Genomic DNA, 15252 nt, shown 5'->3' on the forward strand with positions numbered 1-15252 from the left:
CCCGTGCATCGGGCACCGGCCTGGCGCCGGCGGCTCGCCGGGCGGGGCGGGTGCGGCCCACCAGCGGTGACCCGCACCCGGTCAGCGGGTGTGCGCCGGCAGTCTGCCGAGGACGGTCGCCAGCAACAGCAGCGTGGCGAGCACGGCCAGGGACAGCCCCAGGACGTGCAGCCCGGAGTCGCCGGCGGTGTTGCCGAGCGCCAGACTCACCAGGCTGGCGGACATGATGGCGCCGAGGTTGGTGGAGGTGCGCAGCAACCCCGAGGCGACACCGACCTGTTCGGCGGGGGACTGCGCGTACAGCACGGTCTGGTTGCCCACGGAGCCCAGGCCGGTGGTCACGCCGAACACCAGCGTCACCGCCGCGATCACGGCCACGGGGGTGTCGTGGCTGAACCACACCATCGCCAGCGACCCGATCAGCGCCGCGGCCGCCGCGGCGATCAGCGGGCCGCGCACGAGCTGCCGCCGCGAGAAGGGGATGGTGACCACCGAGGCCAGGAACGACATGGGCAGCAGCAGGAGGCTGACCGTGATGGCCGACATCCCTCGGCTCTCCGCCAGCCACTGGGACAGTCCGTAGAGAATGCAGTAGGGCACCAGCAGGGTGGCCCCGACCCGCAGATAGGTCATGCTCAGCGGTCGGTTCCGGGCGAGCATCCGCACATCGATGAAGGGGAGCCGGGCCCTGCGTTCCCAGAGTACGAGCACGGTCGCGAGCGCGAGGGTCGCGATGAGCAGCAGCCAGTTCGGACGGGTCAGGTTGCCGCAGAACAGCAGCACGCAGGTGACCGTGGAGGCGAACAGCACCATGCCCGGGGGGTCCAGCTCGCGGAGCAGGGGCGCCGAGGCCCGGGCGCTGGAGCCGGTGTCGGCGGGGACCCAGCAGAGGGTCGCCACGATGCCGATCAGCGCCAGCGGCACGTTGACGAGGAACGTCGCCCGCCAGTCGGCCACCGCCACCAGCGCGCCGCCGATCGGCAGCCCCACGGCGGCGGTCACCAGCCCGGCGGCCGACAGCGCGCCGAGCGTGCCACCGACCTTCACCTCCGGATGACGTTCGGCGAACCGCCGCACGATCATCATCGCCGTGGGGTAACCGCCGGCCGTGCCGATGCCGAGCAGCACCCGGGCCACGGTCAGCGTCGGCAGGTTCGGGGCCAGGGTCCCCAGGACGCCGGCGGCCGCGACCAGGCTGAGACCGGCGAGGAAGACCCGTCGCGGGCCGAACCGCTCGGCGAGCCTGCCCATCGTGGGCTGGGCGATCGCGCTGGCGAGGTACAGCGACGACACCAATACGGCGGTCGCCGCGATGTTCACGCCGAACGACCGGGCGATGGGCACCAGCGCCGTAGCCAGGATGGAGCTGTTGATCGGGTTCAGGGCGGAACCCACCAGCAGCGGGGCGACCAGCCGCCAACCCGGTGTCCGTACCAGGCTGCCCACCGCCGCCGCTGTGTCGTGGGTTAACTCGCTGCTCATCGGTCGCCCCCGTGGGCGCCCTCGTGGCGGGCGCTCCTGACCGGGCCGACCTTGCTGTCGACGAGCCGGCCGATGAGCCGCACGGCCGACGCCAGCTCCTCCTGTTCCTCGGGCGCCAGCTCTTCGGCGATCGCCGCGCTGAGCCAACGGGCGTGCAGGCCCAGCAGTTCGGTGACCAGCTCGATGCCGCGCTCGGTACCGGAGAGCAGCACTCTGCGCCCGTCGGCCGGGTCGGAGCTGCGCCGTACCAGGCCGGCTTCCTCCAGTCCCGTCACCGTCTGCGCCATCGACTGGGGGCGCATGTACTCCATGGCCGCCAGCCCGCTCGTGGTGATCGGCCCTTCGTGCACCACCCGGTACAGCGCCGTCAGTTGGGTGCGCGACAACCCTTCGGCGTCCACGCCGGACTCCGTCCGGATACGGCCGCGCAGTCGCCGTATCGCGAAGTCCAGGTCCATGGCCAACGCTGCCAGATCCATTGGTCCGTCATCACCGCTTCGTCAATTAGACAGGTAACCTGAACAGTACATCTCTTCAGGTTACCTGTCTATTGGGAGTGGTGTGCGGCGGTGACCGCGCCCTCCCTGGGCGGCCGGTATCGCGGTCGGAGGACGGTCAACGGGCGGTCCAGCCCCCGTCGATGACGTAGCAGGCGCCGTGCACGAACGACGATTCGCGGCCGGCGAGGAACAGCACCAGGTTCGCGATCTCCGCCGGCTGCGCATGCCGTTGGGCGGGCACGCTCCGGACCGTTTCGAGGATGGCCGCGTCTCCCTGGTCAAGGATCGGCCTCGTCATCGGCGTCTCCACGGCTCCGGGCAGAATCGCGTTGGCCCGCACTCCCCGCTCGCCGTAGTCGGAGGCCAGTTGCCTCGTGAACCCGATCACGCCGTGCTTGGACGACGTGTAGGCGATCCCGCCGCCGCCGGCCACCACTCCGGAGATCGACGAGGTGTTGACGACAGTGCCGCCGCCGTCGAGGAGCGCGGGCAGCAGCGCTTTGGTGACGAGGAACATCCCCTTGAGGTTGATGTTCAGGACGCGGTCCCACTGCTCTTCGGTCGTGTCGAGCACGGGCGCGTAATAGTCGAAGACGCCCGCGTTGTTGACGAGGACGTCCACCCGCCCGAACTCGGCCAGGGTCCGCTCGGCGGCCTCGCCCACCGATGCCCCGTCGGCGACATCGACCGCGAACGCCGCGGACTTCGCGCCGCGTTCCGCCAGCATGTCGACCGTGCCGGCGGCGTCCTTCTCGACCAGGTCCCAGACGGCCACCGTCGCCCCCTCCGCGGCGAACCGCTCGGCGACCGCTCTGCCGATGCCCGACCCCGCACCGGTGACGACGGCCACGTTTCCTTCGAGGCGACCAACCACGGCGTTCTCCTTTTTCTGAAGGGTTTCTGACGAGTCTCTGACGGATTTCCGGCGACAGGTGTGACGACGGCGCGCGGCTTGCTACAGCGCGGTGAAGCCGCCGTCGACCGGCACGGTCGCGCCGGTGACGTACGAACTGCGGTCGCTGCACAGCCAAGCGGCCGCCTCGGCGACCTCCTCGGGCTCCGCCGTACGCGGCTGGGGGGTCGTCTGGTGCACCAGTTCCTCGATCCCGGGGTTCTGCGCGTACCACTCCTCGACCAACTCGCTGCGGGTGGTGCCGGGTGCGATGGCGTTGACCCTGATCCCCTGGCCGCCGTACTCCGCGGCGGCGGCCTTGGTCAGTCCGATGACCGCGTGCTTGGAGGCGACGTACGGTGCGGAGACCGGCGTCGCCACCATCCCGCCGACGCTGCTGGTGTTGACGATCGCGCCGCCGCTCCCGCTCCGGAGCATGGTCGAGATCTGGGGCCGCAGGCAGTTGAAGAGGCCCCGGACGTTGGTCTCCATGATGTGGTCGTACAGCTGGTCGTCCATCAGGTGCAGCGGGGTACGGCCGACCCCGTAGCCGGCGTTGTTGAACGCCGCGTCGAGGCGCCCGAAGCGCTCCACGGCGAACTCCACGACGCGCCGCATGTCCTCGGCCCGCACCACGTCCGCCACCACGTACTCCGCGTCCGCTCCCTCCTGCCGCAGCTCCTTGACCAGAGCCGCCAGCCGGTCCTCGCGTCGCGCGGTCAGTACGACGGCGGAGCCCTCTCGCGCGAACACGCGCGCCGCGGCCGCGCCGATGCCGCTGCTGGAGCCGGTGATCAGACTCACCTTGCCGGACAGCATTCCGTCTTTCTCGGTCATATGGGAACCGTTCCTCTCTCAGGTCGTCGTGGTGGCGTGTCAGCTCGGAGCCATGCGGACGGCTCCGTCGAGACGGATGGTTTCGCCGTTCAGCATGGGATTCGCCACGATGTGCAGCGCCAGTTCCGCGTACTCGCTCGGGTCGCCGAGCCGGGCGGGGTGCGGAGTCCGCGAACCGAGCTCGGCGCGGGCCGCCGCCGGGACGGCAGCGAGCAGCGGGGTTCGGAACAGCCCCGGGGCGATGGTGACCACGCGGATCTTCAGGGCGGCGAGATCGCGGGCGACGGGCAGCGTCAGGCCGACGATGCCACCCTTGGACGCGGCATAGGCGGCCTGGCCCGTCATGCCGTCGAAGGCGGCGATGGAGGCGGTGTTGACCACGACACCGCGTTCGCCGTCCATCTCGTCGAGCTGGCCGACGCGCTGCGCGAAGAGCCGGATGACGTCGGTGAAGTCGGCCAGTGGGAACGCCCCGCGGCTGCCCGCGGTCTTGATGGCGTTGCTGATTCCGGCGCAGTTCACCACTGTGCGCAGGGTCCCGAGTTCCTGTGCGACGTCCAGCGCGGCGCCGACGTCGTCTTCACAGCTGACGTCGGCGGCGGCGAAGACGGCTCCGCCGCCCAGCCGTTCGGCGGCGGCCCGGCCCTTGGCCCGCGTCGGGCTGACGATGACGACGCGGGCGCCGGCCTTGAGGAATCTCTGTGCGGTGGCCAGGCCGAGACCGGAGGTCCCACCGGTGATGAGCGCGACACTGCCCGAGATGTTCACCTCTCGCCCCAACTGACAGGTAGCTCGGCGATGCCGTACACGATCGCGTCCTGGAAATAGCGGAGGCTCTCGAACCGTGTGGCGAGCCGCAGTTCGGGCAGCCGGCGGTTGAGCGTCTCCCACGCCACCTGAAGTTCGACCCGGGCCAGCGAATGCCCCAGGCACTGGTGGACGCCGAAGCTGAACGCCAGGTGCGGCCGTGCGTTTCGCCGCACGTCCAGCTCATCGCTCCGGTCGAAGACGGAGGCGTCCCGATTGGCCGCCGACAACGACACCAGGACGCCTTCGCCCGCCCGGATGAGCTGACCGCCGACCATCACGTCCTGTAGCGCCAGCCGGGGGATTCCGTACTGCACCACCGTCAGGTAGCGCAGCAGTTCCTCCACCGCGCCCCTCACCAGCGAGCTGTCAGCGCGTACCGCGGCGAGCTGCGCGGGGTTGCGCAGCAGGGCGAGCGTGCCCAACGCGATCATGTTCGCGGAGGTCTCATGGCCGGCGACCACCATCAGCCGGGCGAGGGTGACGATCTGCTCGTGGTCCAGTTCGCCGGCGGCCACCAGCCCGCTGATGATGGCCTCGTCGGGGCTTCGCGCTTTCGAGGCGGTCAACCCTCCGAGGTAGTCGGTCAGTTCGTCGCGCGAACGCCGTACGTCCTCGGCGCTCGACCGCTGGTCGAGCAGGACGCGGCTGAGCTCCTGGAAGAACGCGTGATCGTCGTAGGGCACGCCGAGCAGCAGGCAGATCACCATGGACGGGAACGGCAGCGCGAACTCTGCCACGAGGTCGCCGGGAGGGCTGTGCCGCGCCATGGTGTCGACGCAGCCGTCCGCGATCCGCTGGATCTCCGGCCGTAAGGATTCGATCCTCTTGAGGGTGAACTCCTTGGTGAGACACCGTCGCAGCCGGGCGTGCTCGGGGTCGTCCATGCGGGTGAGCGACCGGCCGGTGGACGTCAGGGCCTCGCGGCTGGGGCTGTGGAACGGGAAGCCGGGCCTGCTGCTGTCGGCGCTGAAACGCAGGTCGCCGAGGACGGTGCGGGCATCCTCGTGCCGGGTGAGCAGCCAGGGCCGGGAGCCGTCCCACAGCGTCACCCGGCTGACCGGCCGCTCCTCCCGCAACCGACCGTATGCGGAGGGCGGGTCGAAGGGGCAGCCGTCCCGCACGGCGGGAAGGCCCCGGAGTCCGGGGGTGCGATCGGAGGCGGTCATGGGTGGGGGAGTCCTTCCTGAACAGCGCGCCGCCGGGGCGGCGCCGGGACGGGCCGCTCAGCGCCCGGCGGCCGGGCTCTTCCAGGTGATGATCCCGGCGCCCCAGGAGAGCCCCGCCCCGAACGCCGCGAGTCCCAGCACGGCGCCGGGGTCGAGCAGCCGTTGTTCGTTCGCGTGCGCGAGGGCCAGCGGGATGGAGGCCGAGGAGGTGTTGGCGACCTTGTCGACGTTGAGGAAGACCCGGTCGGCGGAGACGCCGAGCCGGCGTCTGACGGCGTGCACGATACGAGCGTTGGCCTGGTGGGCGACGAAGAGGTCGAGGTCTTCCGGGCGCAGTCCGCACTGTCCGAGGACCAGCTCCGTGTGCCCGGCCATCAGGTCCACGGCGCTCTCGAAGATCTCCCGCCCGCGCATGCGCAGGAGCCGGTCCTGCCCGACGTAGAGGAGGTCGATCCGCGTGCCGTCGGAGCCGAGCGCGAAGGCCGGGCGCAGGCCGCCGTCCGCCTTCGAGACGACGACCGCGCCCGCTCCGTCGCCCAGCAGTACCGCGGTATTGCGGTCGGTGTGATCGGTGACGCGGGACAGCGCCTCGGCGCCGCAGACCAGGACGTGGTCGGCCCGCCCGGATTCGATCACCGCGATCGCGTGGTCCAGGGCGTACATGAAGCCGGAGCAGCCCGCGCTGACGTCGAAGGCGGCCGGCTGGTCGATGCCGAGCCGGGTCGCGATCTCGACGGCCATGCCCGGACTGATACGGTCCGCTGTCGAGGTCGCCACGACCACCTGCCGGATATCGCCCGGGGCGATGCCCGCGTCCGACAGCGCCCGGCCGCAGGCGCGTGCGGCCAGCTCCGCGAGGCTCGCGTCTTCGGCCAGCCGACGGCGCTCCCGGATGCCGGTGCGCTGGACGATCCACTCGTCGGAGGTGTCGAGGTGGAGGAAGTCGTTGTTGCCCAGTACCCGCTCGGGCAGCGCCGCTCCGGCTCCGGCGAGGGTGACGGTCACGGGCGCCGTGTCCTCAGAGGCCGGCCTTCGCGTAGATGGCACTCAGGGCCTCCTTGAGGTTCTGGGTCTCCTCCAGGTCCGCGGCGTGCACCTCGATGTCGAATTCCCGGTTGACCGCCTGTCCCAGCTCTGTGACATGGAGCGAGTCCACCCCCAGGTCGTCGAACGACGCCTCAAGGGTCACCTGTTCACGGTCGATGCCGAGCTTCTCCAGCACATCGACGACGAACCCCTCGACGGCTTCCTTGGTAAGAGAGGGAACTGCCATGAAAAGTCACGCTCCTTGAATGTGAATTCGATGATCGGCATGGCTTCCGGAGGTGAAAGCTATACCGGTGAATAATTGACCGTCAAGACCCGTCGGCCGCGCATCGAATGGCCTTTATCGCATGCCGAATAATCCGTTCCCGAAGAGAAACGGGTATCCGATGAATACGCGGGCGACGGTGCCGCGAATTCCGCGCGGCCGGCGAATCGGCCTCCCTTCAGCGGGTTCTGTCGACCAGGCGGCTCACGACGCGAAGACGACCTTTCCGAAGACCGAGCCGTCGGACATGGCCCGGAAGCCCTCGCGGGCCCGATGGAGCGGCAGCACACGGTCGATGACGGGCGCCAGCCGGTTCCGCGCGCAGAAACGGGAGAGCCGCGCCAACTGGTCCTGGGTGCCGAGCGTGCAGCCGGCGATGGTCAATTGGCGGAAGAAGATGTGGGTCAGCCCCGCGGGCGGCAGCGCACCGGTCGTCGCGCCGCTGACCACGATGCGCCCGCCGTCGCGAACGCTGCGCAACGAGTGCTCCCAGGTGGCCTCGCCCACCGTCTCCATCACCGCGTCGACCCGGTCGGGCAGCCACGCTCCGGGCGGAAAGGCGGCCTCGGCGCCGAGGCCCTCGGCCTGCTTGCGGCGCACCTCGCTGCGGCTGGTCACCCAGACGCGGTACCCGGCGGCCGACCCCAGGACGATCAGGGCAGTTGAGACCCCGCCGCCCGCTCCCTGCACCAGAACGGTGTCGCCCGGTTCCAGCGACGCCCGGTCGAAGAGCATGCGGTAGGCCGTCAGCCAGGCCCCGGGAAGACAGGCGGCGTCCTCGAAGGACATGCCCGGGGGCTTGGGCACGAGGTTGCGGCGGGGCACGGCCACCCGTTCCGCGAACGTTCCGTCGTGGCGCTCGCCCAGCACCGACCAGCGCGGGTCGCGGTCCTCGTACCCGCGGCGGTCCGCACGGTCCCCGATGACCGAGTGGACGATGACGGCGTTGCCGTCCTCATCCACTCCGGCCGCGTCCGAGCCCAGAATGATCGGAATCCGCTGGAACGGCGGGCCGACGCCGCGCAGCGTCCACAGGTCGTGCCGGTTCAGCGCGGAGGCGCGGACCGCCACGGTCGTCCAGCCGTCACCGGCCGCGGGCTCGCTCCGCTCGCCGACCTCCAGGCAGCCGAGCGGGTCGCCGGCGTCGGTCCGTACGGCCGACACGGCGAGCACGCTCAGCCCCGCCCGTCGTGCCGGAAGCAGGCCGAACCCCACAGGAAGCCGGCGCCGATCCCGGACATGATCAGGTGGTCGCCGTGCCGCGCCCCCTTCGCCATGGTTTCGTGCAGCACCGTGAACATGCTGGCCGCGGCCGTGTTCCCGAACCGTCCGACGGTCGTGGGCGCGCGTTCGGCGGGCACGCCGAGGCTGTGCATCGCCTCGTTGATGATGTTGAGGTTCGCCTGGTGCAGCAGGAAGTACCGCACCTCGTCGAGTTCGACGCCCGCGCGCAGCGCCGTCTGCCTGATGCTGTTCGGCAAGTGCCCGGTGGCCATGTTCCACACGGCCTTGCCCAGCATCTTCAGGTACTGGCCGCGGCCGTCGGCGGTCGCCTCGCTGGTGGGCAGGCGCGAACCGCCCGCGGGTATCTCCACGTCGTACGAGAGCTCGTCGCCGGTGTCCCAGGACAGCAGCCCGAAGCCGGGCGCCCCGGGGCCGAGCAGCACGGCCCCGGCGGCATCGCCGAGGAAGACGCGGGTGCCGCGGTCCTGCGGGTCCGTGGCGCGCGATCCGGCGTCGGCGCCGATGACCAGGACGTTGGAGTAGGAGTCGTTCTGGAGCAGATGGGCGGCGACGAGCAGGGCGTATATCCCGCCGGAGCAGGCCGCCTGGGTGAGGTCGAGGGGGATCGCCCGGTGCGCGCCCAGCGCGTGTTTGACCATCAGGGCGGTGGACGGCAGCGGCTGGTCCGGGGTAAATGTCGTCAGGATGATGGCGTCCAGCTCGGTGGGGTCGACGCCGCCGCGGGACAGCGCCTGCCGGGCCGCCTCGATGCTCATGTCCGACGTGGCCAGGCCCTCTTCGAGAAAACGCCGTTCCTTGATCCCGGTACGGGAGGTGATCCAGGCGTCGGACGTGTCGAGCAGCTGGGTCAATTCCTCATTGGTCACCACGCGTGGCGGCACGTAGAGGCCGGTCGAGCGAATTCCGACAGGGCGTTTGAGTCCGGCCGCGGCATTCAACGGCCGGGGAGCCGGGACCGTATCCAGCGTGCTTTTCGTTGGCGGCAGTAAGCCGTGCGACATGGTGGAACTCCGATCGGTGGGTTGGGATGGCGAAGCGGTGCGGAGCCGTCTCTTCCCCCGGTCATGGCGAGGTCCGAGGGGGAAGTCCGGCGCGACGCGATGGCCGCGCCGCCCGCTGACGGCCGTGTCGCCGTCTCCGCGTCGGTGCGGTGAGCGTCGTCGCCGCGGATCGCGGTGGCATGTCGCCGGAGCCCCGGGCAGCCGCGCGGGACCGGTGGCTCCGCGCCCGGGGCGGCGGGTTCGTAGAGCTTCGGCGACGTGCCCCCGCGCCCCGTGCGCCGGGAGCCAGGCGGTGCGACCCGTACGGGGCAGTCGCGGTTCCGGCGTTCAGGCGTGCGTGACGAATTCGCCGAAACCTGGCCCGGCGAGGCGTAGTTGAGCGTGGATGTCCGAGCCCAGGCCGTGGTGCCCCACGGCGCCGCCGTAGTTCATCTGGTAGCTCATCCAGAGCACGACGAAGTTGACGACGCGGTTTCCTTCGGCCGCGGAGCCGGGCGCGGGGAAGGGGTGGGGGAGTCTGGCGTAGTAGCTGCCGTTGCCTTCCTCGTCGGCCACGAAGACGTTGGGGACGCCGAACGGGCTGGGGTGCGAGGGGCCGGCCGGGTCGAGGTCACGGCGCCGGATGGCCATGACGGTGTAGAGGCTGTTCGGGATGAGCCCGTGGAACGTGCCGCGGAAGTCCGCCGCGGTGTCCTGCTCGGCCAGCGTGACGGTCAGGCTTCCGCGCGCCTTGATCCACTGCCCCAGTGTCACCGGCTCGGTCACCTTGGGCCCGTCCTCCGGTTGCAGGTCCGGGATGGGGACCTGGTGGAACGGATAGCTCGGACGTACCACGGCGAACGGATCGGGCTGCTGGTCGGGAGCCATGACAGCCGTGTAGTTCGAGCACGGCAGGGGCAGCGGCAAGGTGCACAGGACCATCTTCTCGTCGGCCGGGGAGAGCTCGGCGGGCAGCTCCCTGACGATCCGGTACGGCGCGTTCTCCCCGAAGGGCGGGAGCACGCTGTCGGCGGCGACGAGCGCGCTGCCCCACTCCATCTTCACCTCGCCTCCGGGGAGGGCCCGGTTGATGCCGCCGATCACCACGAAGTGGCCGTCGCTGTTCATGACTTCGCTCGGCGGGTACAGCGGGCCCTGGGTCGTCATGCTCAGCTCGTACGACCGGGAACGCGTCATCGTGAGCCCTCCCCACCGGACACCCGACGGTAGACGCGGGTATAGAGCCCCTCGTCGGTGACGAACCGGGGGTGCGCTTGCCGGGCGATCTCCGCGTAGCGCTCCGAGGCGAACGTCGGCAGGTATTCCCGCGGCGGGCAGGAGAACCCGGCGACGAACATGACTCCGGGCTCCGTGCTCAGCAAGGAGTGGTACGCGAGGAACGCCTCGATCCGCTCGGACTTGAGGACCTCGGCGAAAATGGTCCCTTCCCGCCAGGACAGGTACTCCTCGTGCACCGGAGGCTTGACTTCGACGTGGCGCAGTTGGATGTACGGGGTGTCCGGCAGCTCACCGGCGACGGGTTTGGGCGCTCCCACGAACTCCAGTACCTGGCGGCGGACATCCCCCGTGGACAGGGGTGCCAGCGCCTTGCGCAGGTCGTGCCAGCGGCCGGACAGGGCGGCGAGTTCGGCGAGCCCGGCCAACGGGGTCAGTTCCAGGACGGCCGGCGCCTCGGTGCTCTCGTAGAGCACGCTGCCGCGGTCGGCGGCGGAGACGCGGTCCCGCCAGACGGCGATCGCCTCCGGGGAGGAGTCCCGCTCGACGGGTACCTCTGTCACCAGAAGCAGTGGGGAAGTCATCGCACTCGTTCCCTTCCATGGCAATGGGTTGACGGTCGTGGCCGTCGGCTCACTCGGCGACCGCGAACTCAAGCGGTGCGGGGACGCGCTTGAGCGCGTGTCGCACGGCGCGTGCGGCCCCCCGGCGCTCCTTGTGCGCCATCACCGCGCTGGGCAGTGCCGTACCGATCATGCGCACGGTGGCGGCGTGCAGGGCGGCCTGGCCGAACTTGACCTCGATGTCGAACACCAGCAACTCGGGATCGCTCAGGTCCGCCTGCAGGACCTCGCAGTCGATCGTCGCCTCCAACGGGAACAGGAAGTTGCGGAAGCTGGTCTCCAGCCTGTCGAACACATGGCTGTAGCGGTGCTCCGGCCAGCGGCACGTGTAGTAGCGCTCGCACACCGCGACGTACATCTGCCGCGCGGCTTCCAGCACGACCATGCCCTGCACATGGCTCGCCTGGTGATCGAGCTGCATCTCTTGATCGTTGTGGAGCCGCAGGGAGGCCCGGAACGCCTTCTCGGAGTGCCGGGTCAGGCCCGCGAGGAGCACGTTGCTCTCGCGGTGCTTGTGCGTCTCGGTGTGATTGCCGGGCCGCCCTCGTGGGCTCCGTTCGATCACGGTGCGTTCGGGCGAGCCGCAGCGTGTCAGCTCCTCCTGGACGCGGTCCCAGTCGTACGCGGTGACGCCCTGCCCTTCGGCGAGGACCAGAGCGCCGCTGTCGGCCGTGCCCCGGTAGACGCCGGTACGCAGCCGGTCGATGAACTCGGAGACGGTAACGGCCGATGTCTGGTCGGCGAACGCGTCGAAACGGTCGCCGACGATGAACAAGGTGGTCGTGTTGCTTTCTGGCATGCCAGAATTCCATTCTGCACATGGCTGGGTGGACGTCACCGCTCATGCGTCATTGCATGGCGTGCGCCATTGAATTTCGGGAAAGGGCGTGCGGGCGCTCCCGCGGCGCCGGTGCTGCACGGAACCTCGCCTGTCTCCGTCAGGGAGTCAGAGGTTCAGCGGTGGGGAGACCGTCTGCCGCCGATAAGCCGTCGTGTGAGGCTCGCGTGCAGAACGCCTTTCCTCCCCGCCGTTTACGAAGGGGGCCTGCTCAGGCGTTTGACAATCTGAGCCCGTCCCGATCGCCGGCGGTCGCCGGAAGGGCGCTCCCGCCGTGGTCGCGGACGTATGCGCGCAGAACCGGGTCGTCGCCGATGACTACCGGGTTCCCCACCGAGGACAGCATGCCGAGGTCGCTGGAGTGGTCCCCGTACGCCCAGCAGTCGGCTGTCGAGAGGTCGAACTCGGCGATCGCCCGGGCTACGGCGACGGCCTTGGCCTTGCCGATCATCGCTGTTCCGATCTCGCCGGTGAGCACGCCCTCGGCGCCGATCACCGGATCCGAGCACAGCACCAGGTCCACCGCGAAGTCATCGGCGAGGGGTCTCAGACACGCCGCGAACCCTCCGGAGACCAGGGCGATACGGTCCCCGGCGGCCTGGTGGCGGGCGAGCGCGCGGACGGTCGCCGCGACGAACGCCTCCGGCCCGCTTCGGTAGGCCGCGTACCAGTCCCGGCCGGCTTCCATGAGTCCGGCGGCCGGGACGCCCGCGAAGTTCGAGTAGTAGGCGCGGTTGCCCTCTTCGCGGGGCCCCCGTCCGGCCATCGCTCGTAGCGCGTCGGCCTTCCGCTGGAACAGGGCGCCGTCGTCCCCGTTCCGGGCCAGCCAGTAGCGCAGGAATTCAAACATGCTTTTTGCCGTGATGAGCGTCTCGTCGACATCGAAGAATGCGGCCGTTCTGCGGGCCGGGTCCACCTGTCGATGTCCGCTTTTGGCGCTTTGCCCGTGACTGAATGCCGATGGTAATCCAGTTCCGTCGCGCACGACGTATCCCCCATTCAGCGGTGCGCGGCCACGGGGGCTGGAAAGAGTCCCCTTGGCGAAGTGGCACCGTGACGAAATGTATTCGCCCATTCATTCTCAGGTATCACAGGAGTTGACACAGCCCACGTTTCAGCCAGCTTCGAAAGTTGCGGCCGCGCGGCCTGTAGCCGTTTTCTGTATGGTCCAACTAACTTTCCGGGGTCGAAGGGTGAAAGTTGGCGCCGAGCCGTGGACCGATCGATCCGCGCCCGCGTCGCGGCCGCGCGGGCCCGCTGGACGTGGGCGGATGGTCATCTCGAACAGGGAACGCGGGTCAGGGGGCCGGTGCCGCCGTATGTACGCGCATGCTGGCCAAAACTTGATGCGGGCTACATGCAGCTGAGGACCCGGGGGTCAAGTCGCTTAAGGTCCTGTGCGCCGTTGGTGTCCTATGTGCATATCGAAGGCAGATTGTGTTCAACTGGCCGTAAAAATAGAAGGGTTGTCACCCTATATGGAGACCGGGCGGCGTCGGCGGCCCGTGTCGCTCGCGAGCACCGTGCGACTTCTACTGACGCCGCGCATGCGGCCACAGCCGCAGTTGGAGCATGGCGGCGAAGCGCGCGTCGGCGTCCGTGAGGTCGAGGCCGCCCACCTCGGCGAGCCGGCGCAGGCGGTAGCGGAAGGTGTTGGGGTGCACGTGGACGGCGGCGGACGCCGTGACCACGTCGCCGAAGGCGTCGAGCCATGCCCGTAGCGTCGGGACCAGGCAGGTGTGGTGTGCCGCGTCGTACGCCATGAGGCGGGCCACCGGGCCGGACGGGGGGTCGCCGCGTTCGGCGATCACGTCGGTGAGTTCGAGCAGGAGCGACTCGACGAACACGTCGGCGATGCGGGCCACAGAGCGGGCCCCCGAGCCCGCGCGCAGCACTCGCAGCGCCCGGTCGGCCCCGGCGCGGGAGGCGGGGAGTTCGGTGCTGCTTCGGGCGTACGGGCCGACTCCCACGCGCAGTTCCTGGCGCTCGCCGACGCGTTCCAGGAACTCGTCCGCGACGCGGACCGCCCGGGCCTCGGCGTCCGCGCGGCCGGCGAGGACCGGGACGATGCCGTAGACGACGTCGCCGACGAGCGCGGCGGCCGAGCGGGGGTGCACCGCGGTCAGGTGCATCGCGAACGCGTCGGTCAGGCGCTGGCGTTCGGCGACGTAGCGGGCGTGCCGGGCGGCGGACTGGTCGCCGTCGGGGCGGCCCGCGGCCGCGAGGGCGAGCACCGCGCCCGGCTGCTCGGCCAGCCCCAGCCGGGCGACGGCCTCGGCGGCGCCCGGCCCGCCCTCCAGGGCCGTGGCCACGAGGTCGGAGCGGAGCCTGCGCTCCACGTCGGCGCCGGCGCGCAGCCGCAGCAGGTGCAGGGCGACCAGCTTGGCCGCGTCGCACAGGGCCTGTTCGCGTTCGGCGCTGAGCGGTCCGTGCACGGCAGCCCAGATGGAGCCGAGGATCTCGTCGCCGGCGCGTACGGTCAGCGCTGCCCGCGGCAGGCTGAACTCTCCGCCGTCGCCCTCCGCGATGGGCGCCACGTACACGGGCCGGTCGCTGCGGTTCATGGCCTGGAAGACCCCGCGTTCCTCCAGGAGCCGGGTGTAGCGCTCCGGCACCTGACGGCCGAGGATGGTCTCGACGCGGGAGGGGTCGGCCTCGCCCTGCCGCCCGGAGAAGGCCAGCACCCGCCAGCTGCGGTCCTCGATGGTGACGGGCGCGTCGAGGAGCGCCCCGATCGCGTTGGCCAGCGCGAACAGATCCCCGGACGGCACCCCGCCCAGGGTCTGCGGGCCCGCGTCCCCGACGTCGCCCTCGACGATGAGCGAGCGCAGCATCGCGGCGAGCTGCGCCCAGGAGGCGCCGCGGGCCAGGCCGAGGAGGGCGACGCCGGACCGCCGGACCGCCGCGGCGACCTCCGCGTCGGCGGCGACCGGCGCGCGGACGACGAGCCCGGCGGCGCCCTGTTCGCCCAGGGTGTCGAGCAGCCGGACGATCTGGGCGGACTCGTACACGGCGACGCCGAGCACGAGCGCCCGGGGCGGCGGCACGGGCGCGTCGTGCGGATCGTGGATGACGACCCCGCCGATGTCACCGGAGCCGGAGCCGGAGCCGGGGCTTGAGCTGGAGCCGGGGCTTGAGCCGGCGCCGGAACCGGAGGCGGTGGCGTCGATGTCGCCGAGGACGAGGTCGAGGAGGGTGGGGCCGAGATCCTCCAGGACGCGCCGGAGGCCGGCTCGCGGACGGGGGGTCACCGGGATGAGCACGCTTCCTCCCTCAGGGGCGGAGACCGGCCTCTTGTACGCCGTATAGGTCGTGATCCTATGCGGTGCCC

The 15252-nt window shown here is 70.6% G+C and carries 15 protein-coding genes; all 15 read right to left on the reverse strand.

The window, feature by feature from the left end; all coding sequences use genetic code 11:
• Positions 1-81: 81 nt before the first annotated feature.
• The 15 genes from AB0I22_RS29465 to AB0I22_RS29535 all read right to left on the reverse strand — a co-directional run bounded on the left by AB0I22_RS29465 (position 82) and on the right by AB0I22_RS29535 (position 15184).
• Entirely contained in the window at positions 82-1482 is a 1401-nt protein-coding gene (locus AB0I22_RS29465; protein ID WP_363133991.1) for an MFS transporter, read from the reverse strand.
• The gene (locus AB0I22_RS29470; RefSeq protein ID WP_363133992.1) at positions 1479-1961 is read right to left on the reverse strand and encodes a MarR family transcriptional regulator; all 483 of its coding nucleotides are present in this window, start codon (positions 1959-1961) and stop codon (positions 1479-1481) included. Before AB0I22_RS29470 ends, AB0I22_RS29465 begins: the two co-directional genes overlap by 4 nt.
• 136 nt (positions 1962-2097) lie before the next feature.
• Positions 2098-2856: an SDR family NAD(P)-dependent oxidoreductase gene (locus AB0I22_RS29475; protein ID WP_363133993.1), complete on the reverse strand. Its 759-nt coding sequence runs from the start codon at positions 2854-2856 to the stop codon at positions 2098-2100.
• A gap of 81 nt (positions 2857-2937) precedes the next feature.
• Positions 2938-3711 (reverse strand): glucose 1-dehydrogenase, encoded by a 774-nt coding sequence (locus AB0I22_RS29480; RefSeq protein ID WP_363133994.1) that lies wholly within the window; start codon positions 3709-3711, stop codon positions 2938-2940.
• Between the two features lie 39 nt (positions 3712-3750).
• Positions 3751-4479 carry an SDR family NAD(P)-dependent oxidoreductase gene (locus AB0I22_RS29485; protein WP_363133995.1) on the reverse strand — a complete coding sequence of 243 codons (729 nt, stop codon included), beginning with the start codon at positions 4477-4479 and terminating at the stop codon, positions 3751-3753.
• On the reverse strand, positions 4476-5687 hold the full coding sequence (locus AB0I22_RS29490; RefSeq protein ID WP_363133996.1) for a cytochrome P450: 1212 nt from the start codon (positions 5685-5687) through the stop codon (positions 4476-4478). Before AB0I22_RS29490 ends, AB0I22_RS29485 begins: the two co-directional genes overlap by 4 nt.
• 57 nt (positions 5688-5744) lie before the next feature.
• The gene (locus AB0I22_RS29495) at positions 5745-6692 is read right to left on the reverse strand and encodes a beta-ketoacyl-ACP synthase III (protein ID WP_363133997.1); all 948 of its coding nucleotides are present in this window, start codon (positions 6690-6692) and stop codon (positions 5745-5747) included.
• Between the two features lie 13 nt (positions 6693-6705).
• Entirely contained in the window at positions 6706-6960 is a 255-nt protein-coding gene (locus tag AB0I22_RS29500; protein ID WP_363133998.1) for a phosphopantetheine-binding protein, read from the reverse strand.
• A 243-nt stretch (positions 6961-7203) separates the two neighbouring features.
• Complete coding sequence (locus tag AB0I22_RS29505) at positions 7204-8172, reverse strand: zinc-binding dehydrogenase (RefSeq protein ID WP_363133999.1); 969 nt, start codon at positions 8170-8172, stop codon at positions 7204-7206.
• A 2-nt stretch (positions 8173-8174) separates the two neighbouring features.
• A complete protein-coding gene (locus AB0I22_RS29510; protein ID WP_363134000.1) occupies positions 8175-9245 on the reverse strand; it encodes a beta-ketoacyl-ACP synthase 3 in 1071 nt (356 codons plus the stop codon).
• Between the two features lie 327 nt (positions 9246-9572).
• Positions 9573-10421, reverse strand: coding sequence for a hypothetical protein (locus AB0I22_RS29515; protein ID WP_363134001.1), 849 nt, complete (start codon positions 10419-10421; stop codon positions 9573-9575).
• A complete protein-coding gene (locus AB0I22_RS29520; RefSeq protein WP_363134002.1) occupies positions 10418-11023 on the reverse strand; it encodes a hypothetical protein in 606 nt (201 codons plus the stop codon). Before AB0I22_RS29520 ends, AB0I22_RS29515 begins: the two co-directional genes overlap by 4 nt.
• Positions 11024-11093: 70 nt before the next feature.
• Positions 11094-11882: an AfsA-related hotdog domain-containing protein gene (locus AB0I22_RS29525; protein WP_363134003.1), complete on the reverse strand. Its 789-nt coding sequence runs from the start codon at positions 11880-11882 to the stop codon at positions 11094-11096.
• Between the two features lie 250 nt (positions 11883-12132).
• Positions 12133-12996, reverse strand: a complete 864-nt coding sequence (locus tag AB0I22_RS29530) for an HAD-IB family hydrolase (protein ID WP_363134004.1) — start codon at positions 12994-12996, stop codon at positions 12133-12135.
• Positions 12997-13453: 457 nt separating this feature from the next.
• Positions 13454-15184 carry a helix-turn-helix domain-containing protein gene (locus AB0I22_RS29535; RefSeq protein WP_363134005.1) on the reverse strand — a complete coding sequence of 577 codons (1731 nt, stop codon included), beginning with the start codon at positions 15182-15184 and terminating at the stop codon, positions 13454-13456.
• Between the last annotated feature and the right edge of the window lie 68 nt (positions 15185-15252).

Origin of the sequence: Streptomyces sp. NPDC050610 (assembly GCF_040654875.1) — a bacterium.
Taxonomy (GTDB): Bacteria; Actinomycetota; Actinomycetes; order Streptomycetales; family Streptomycetaceae; genus Streptomyces.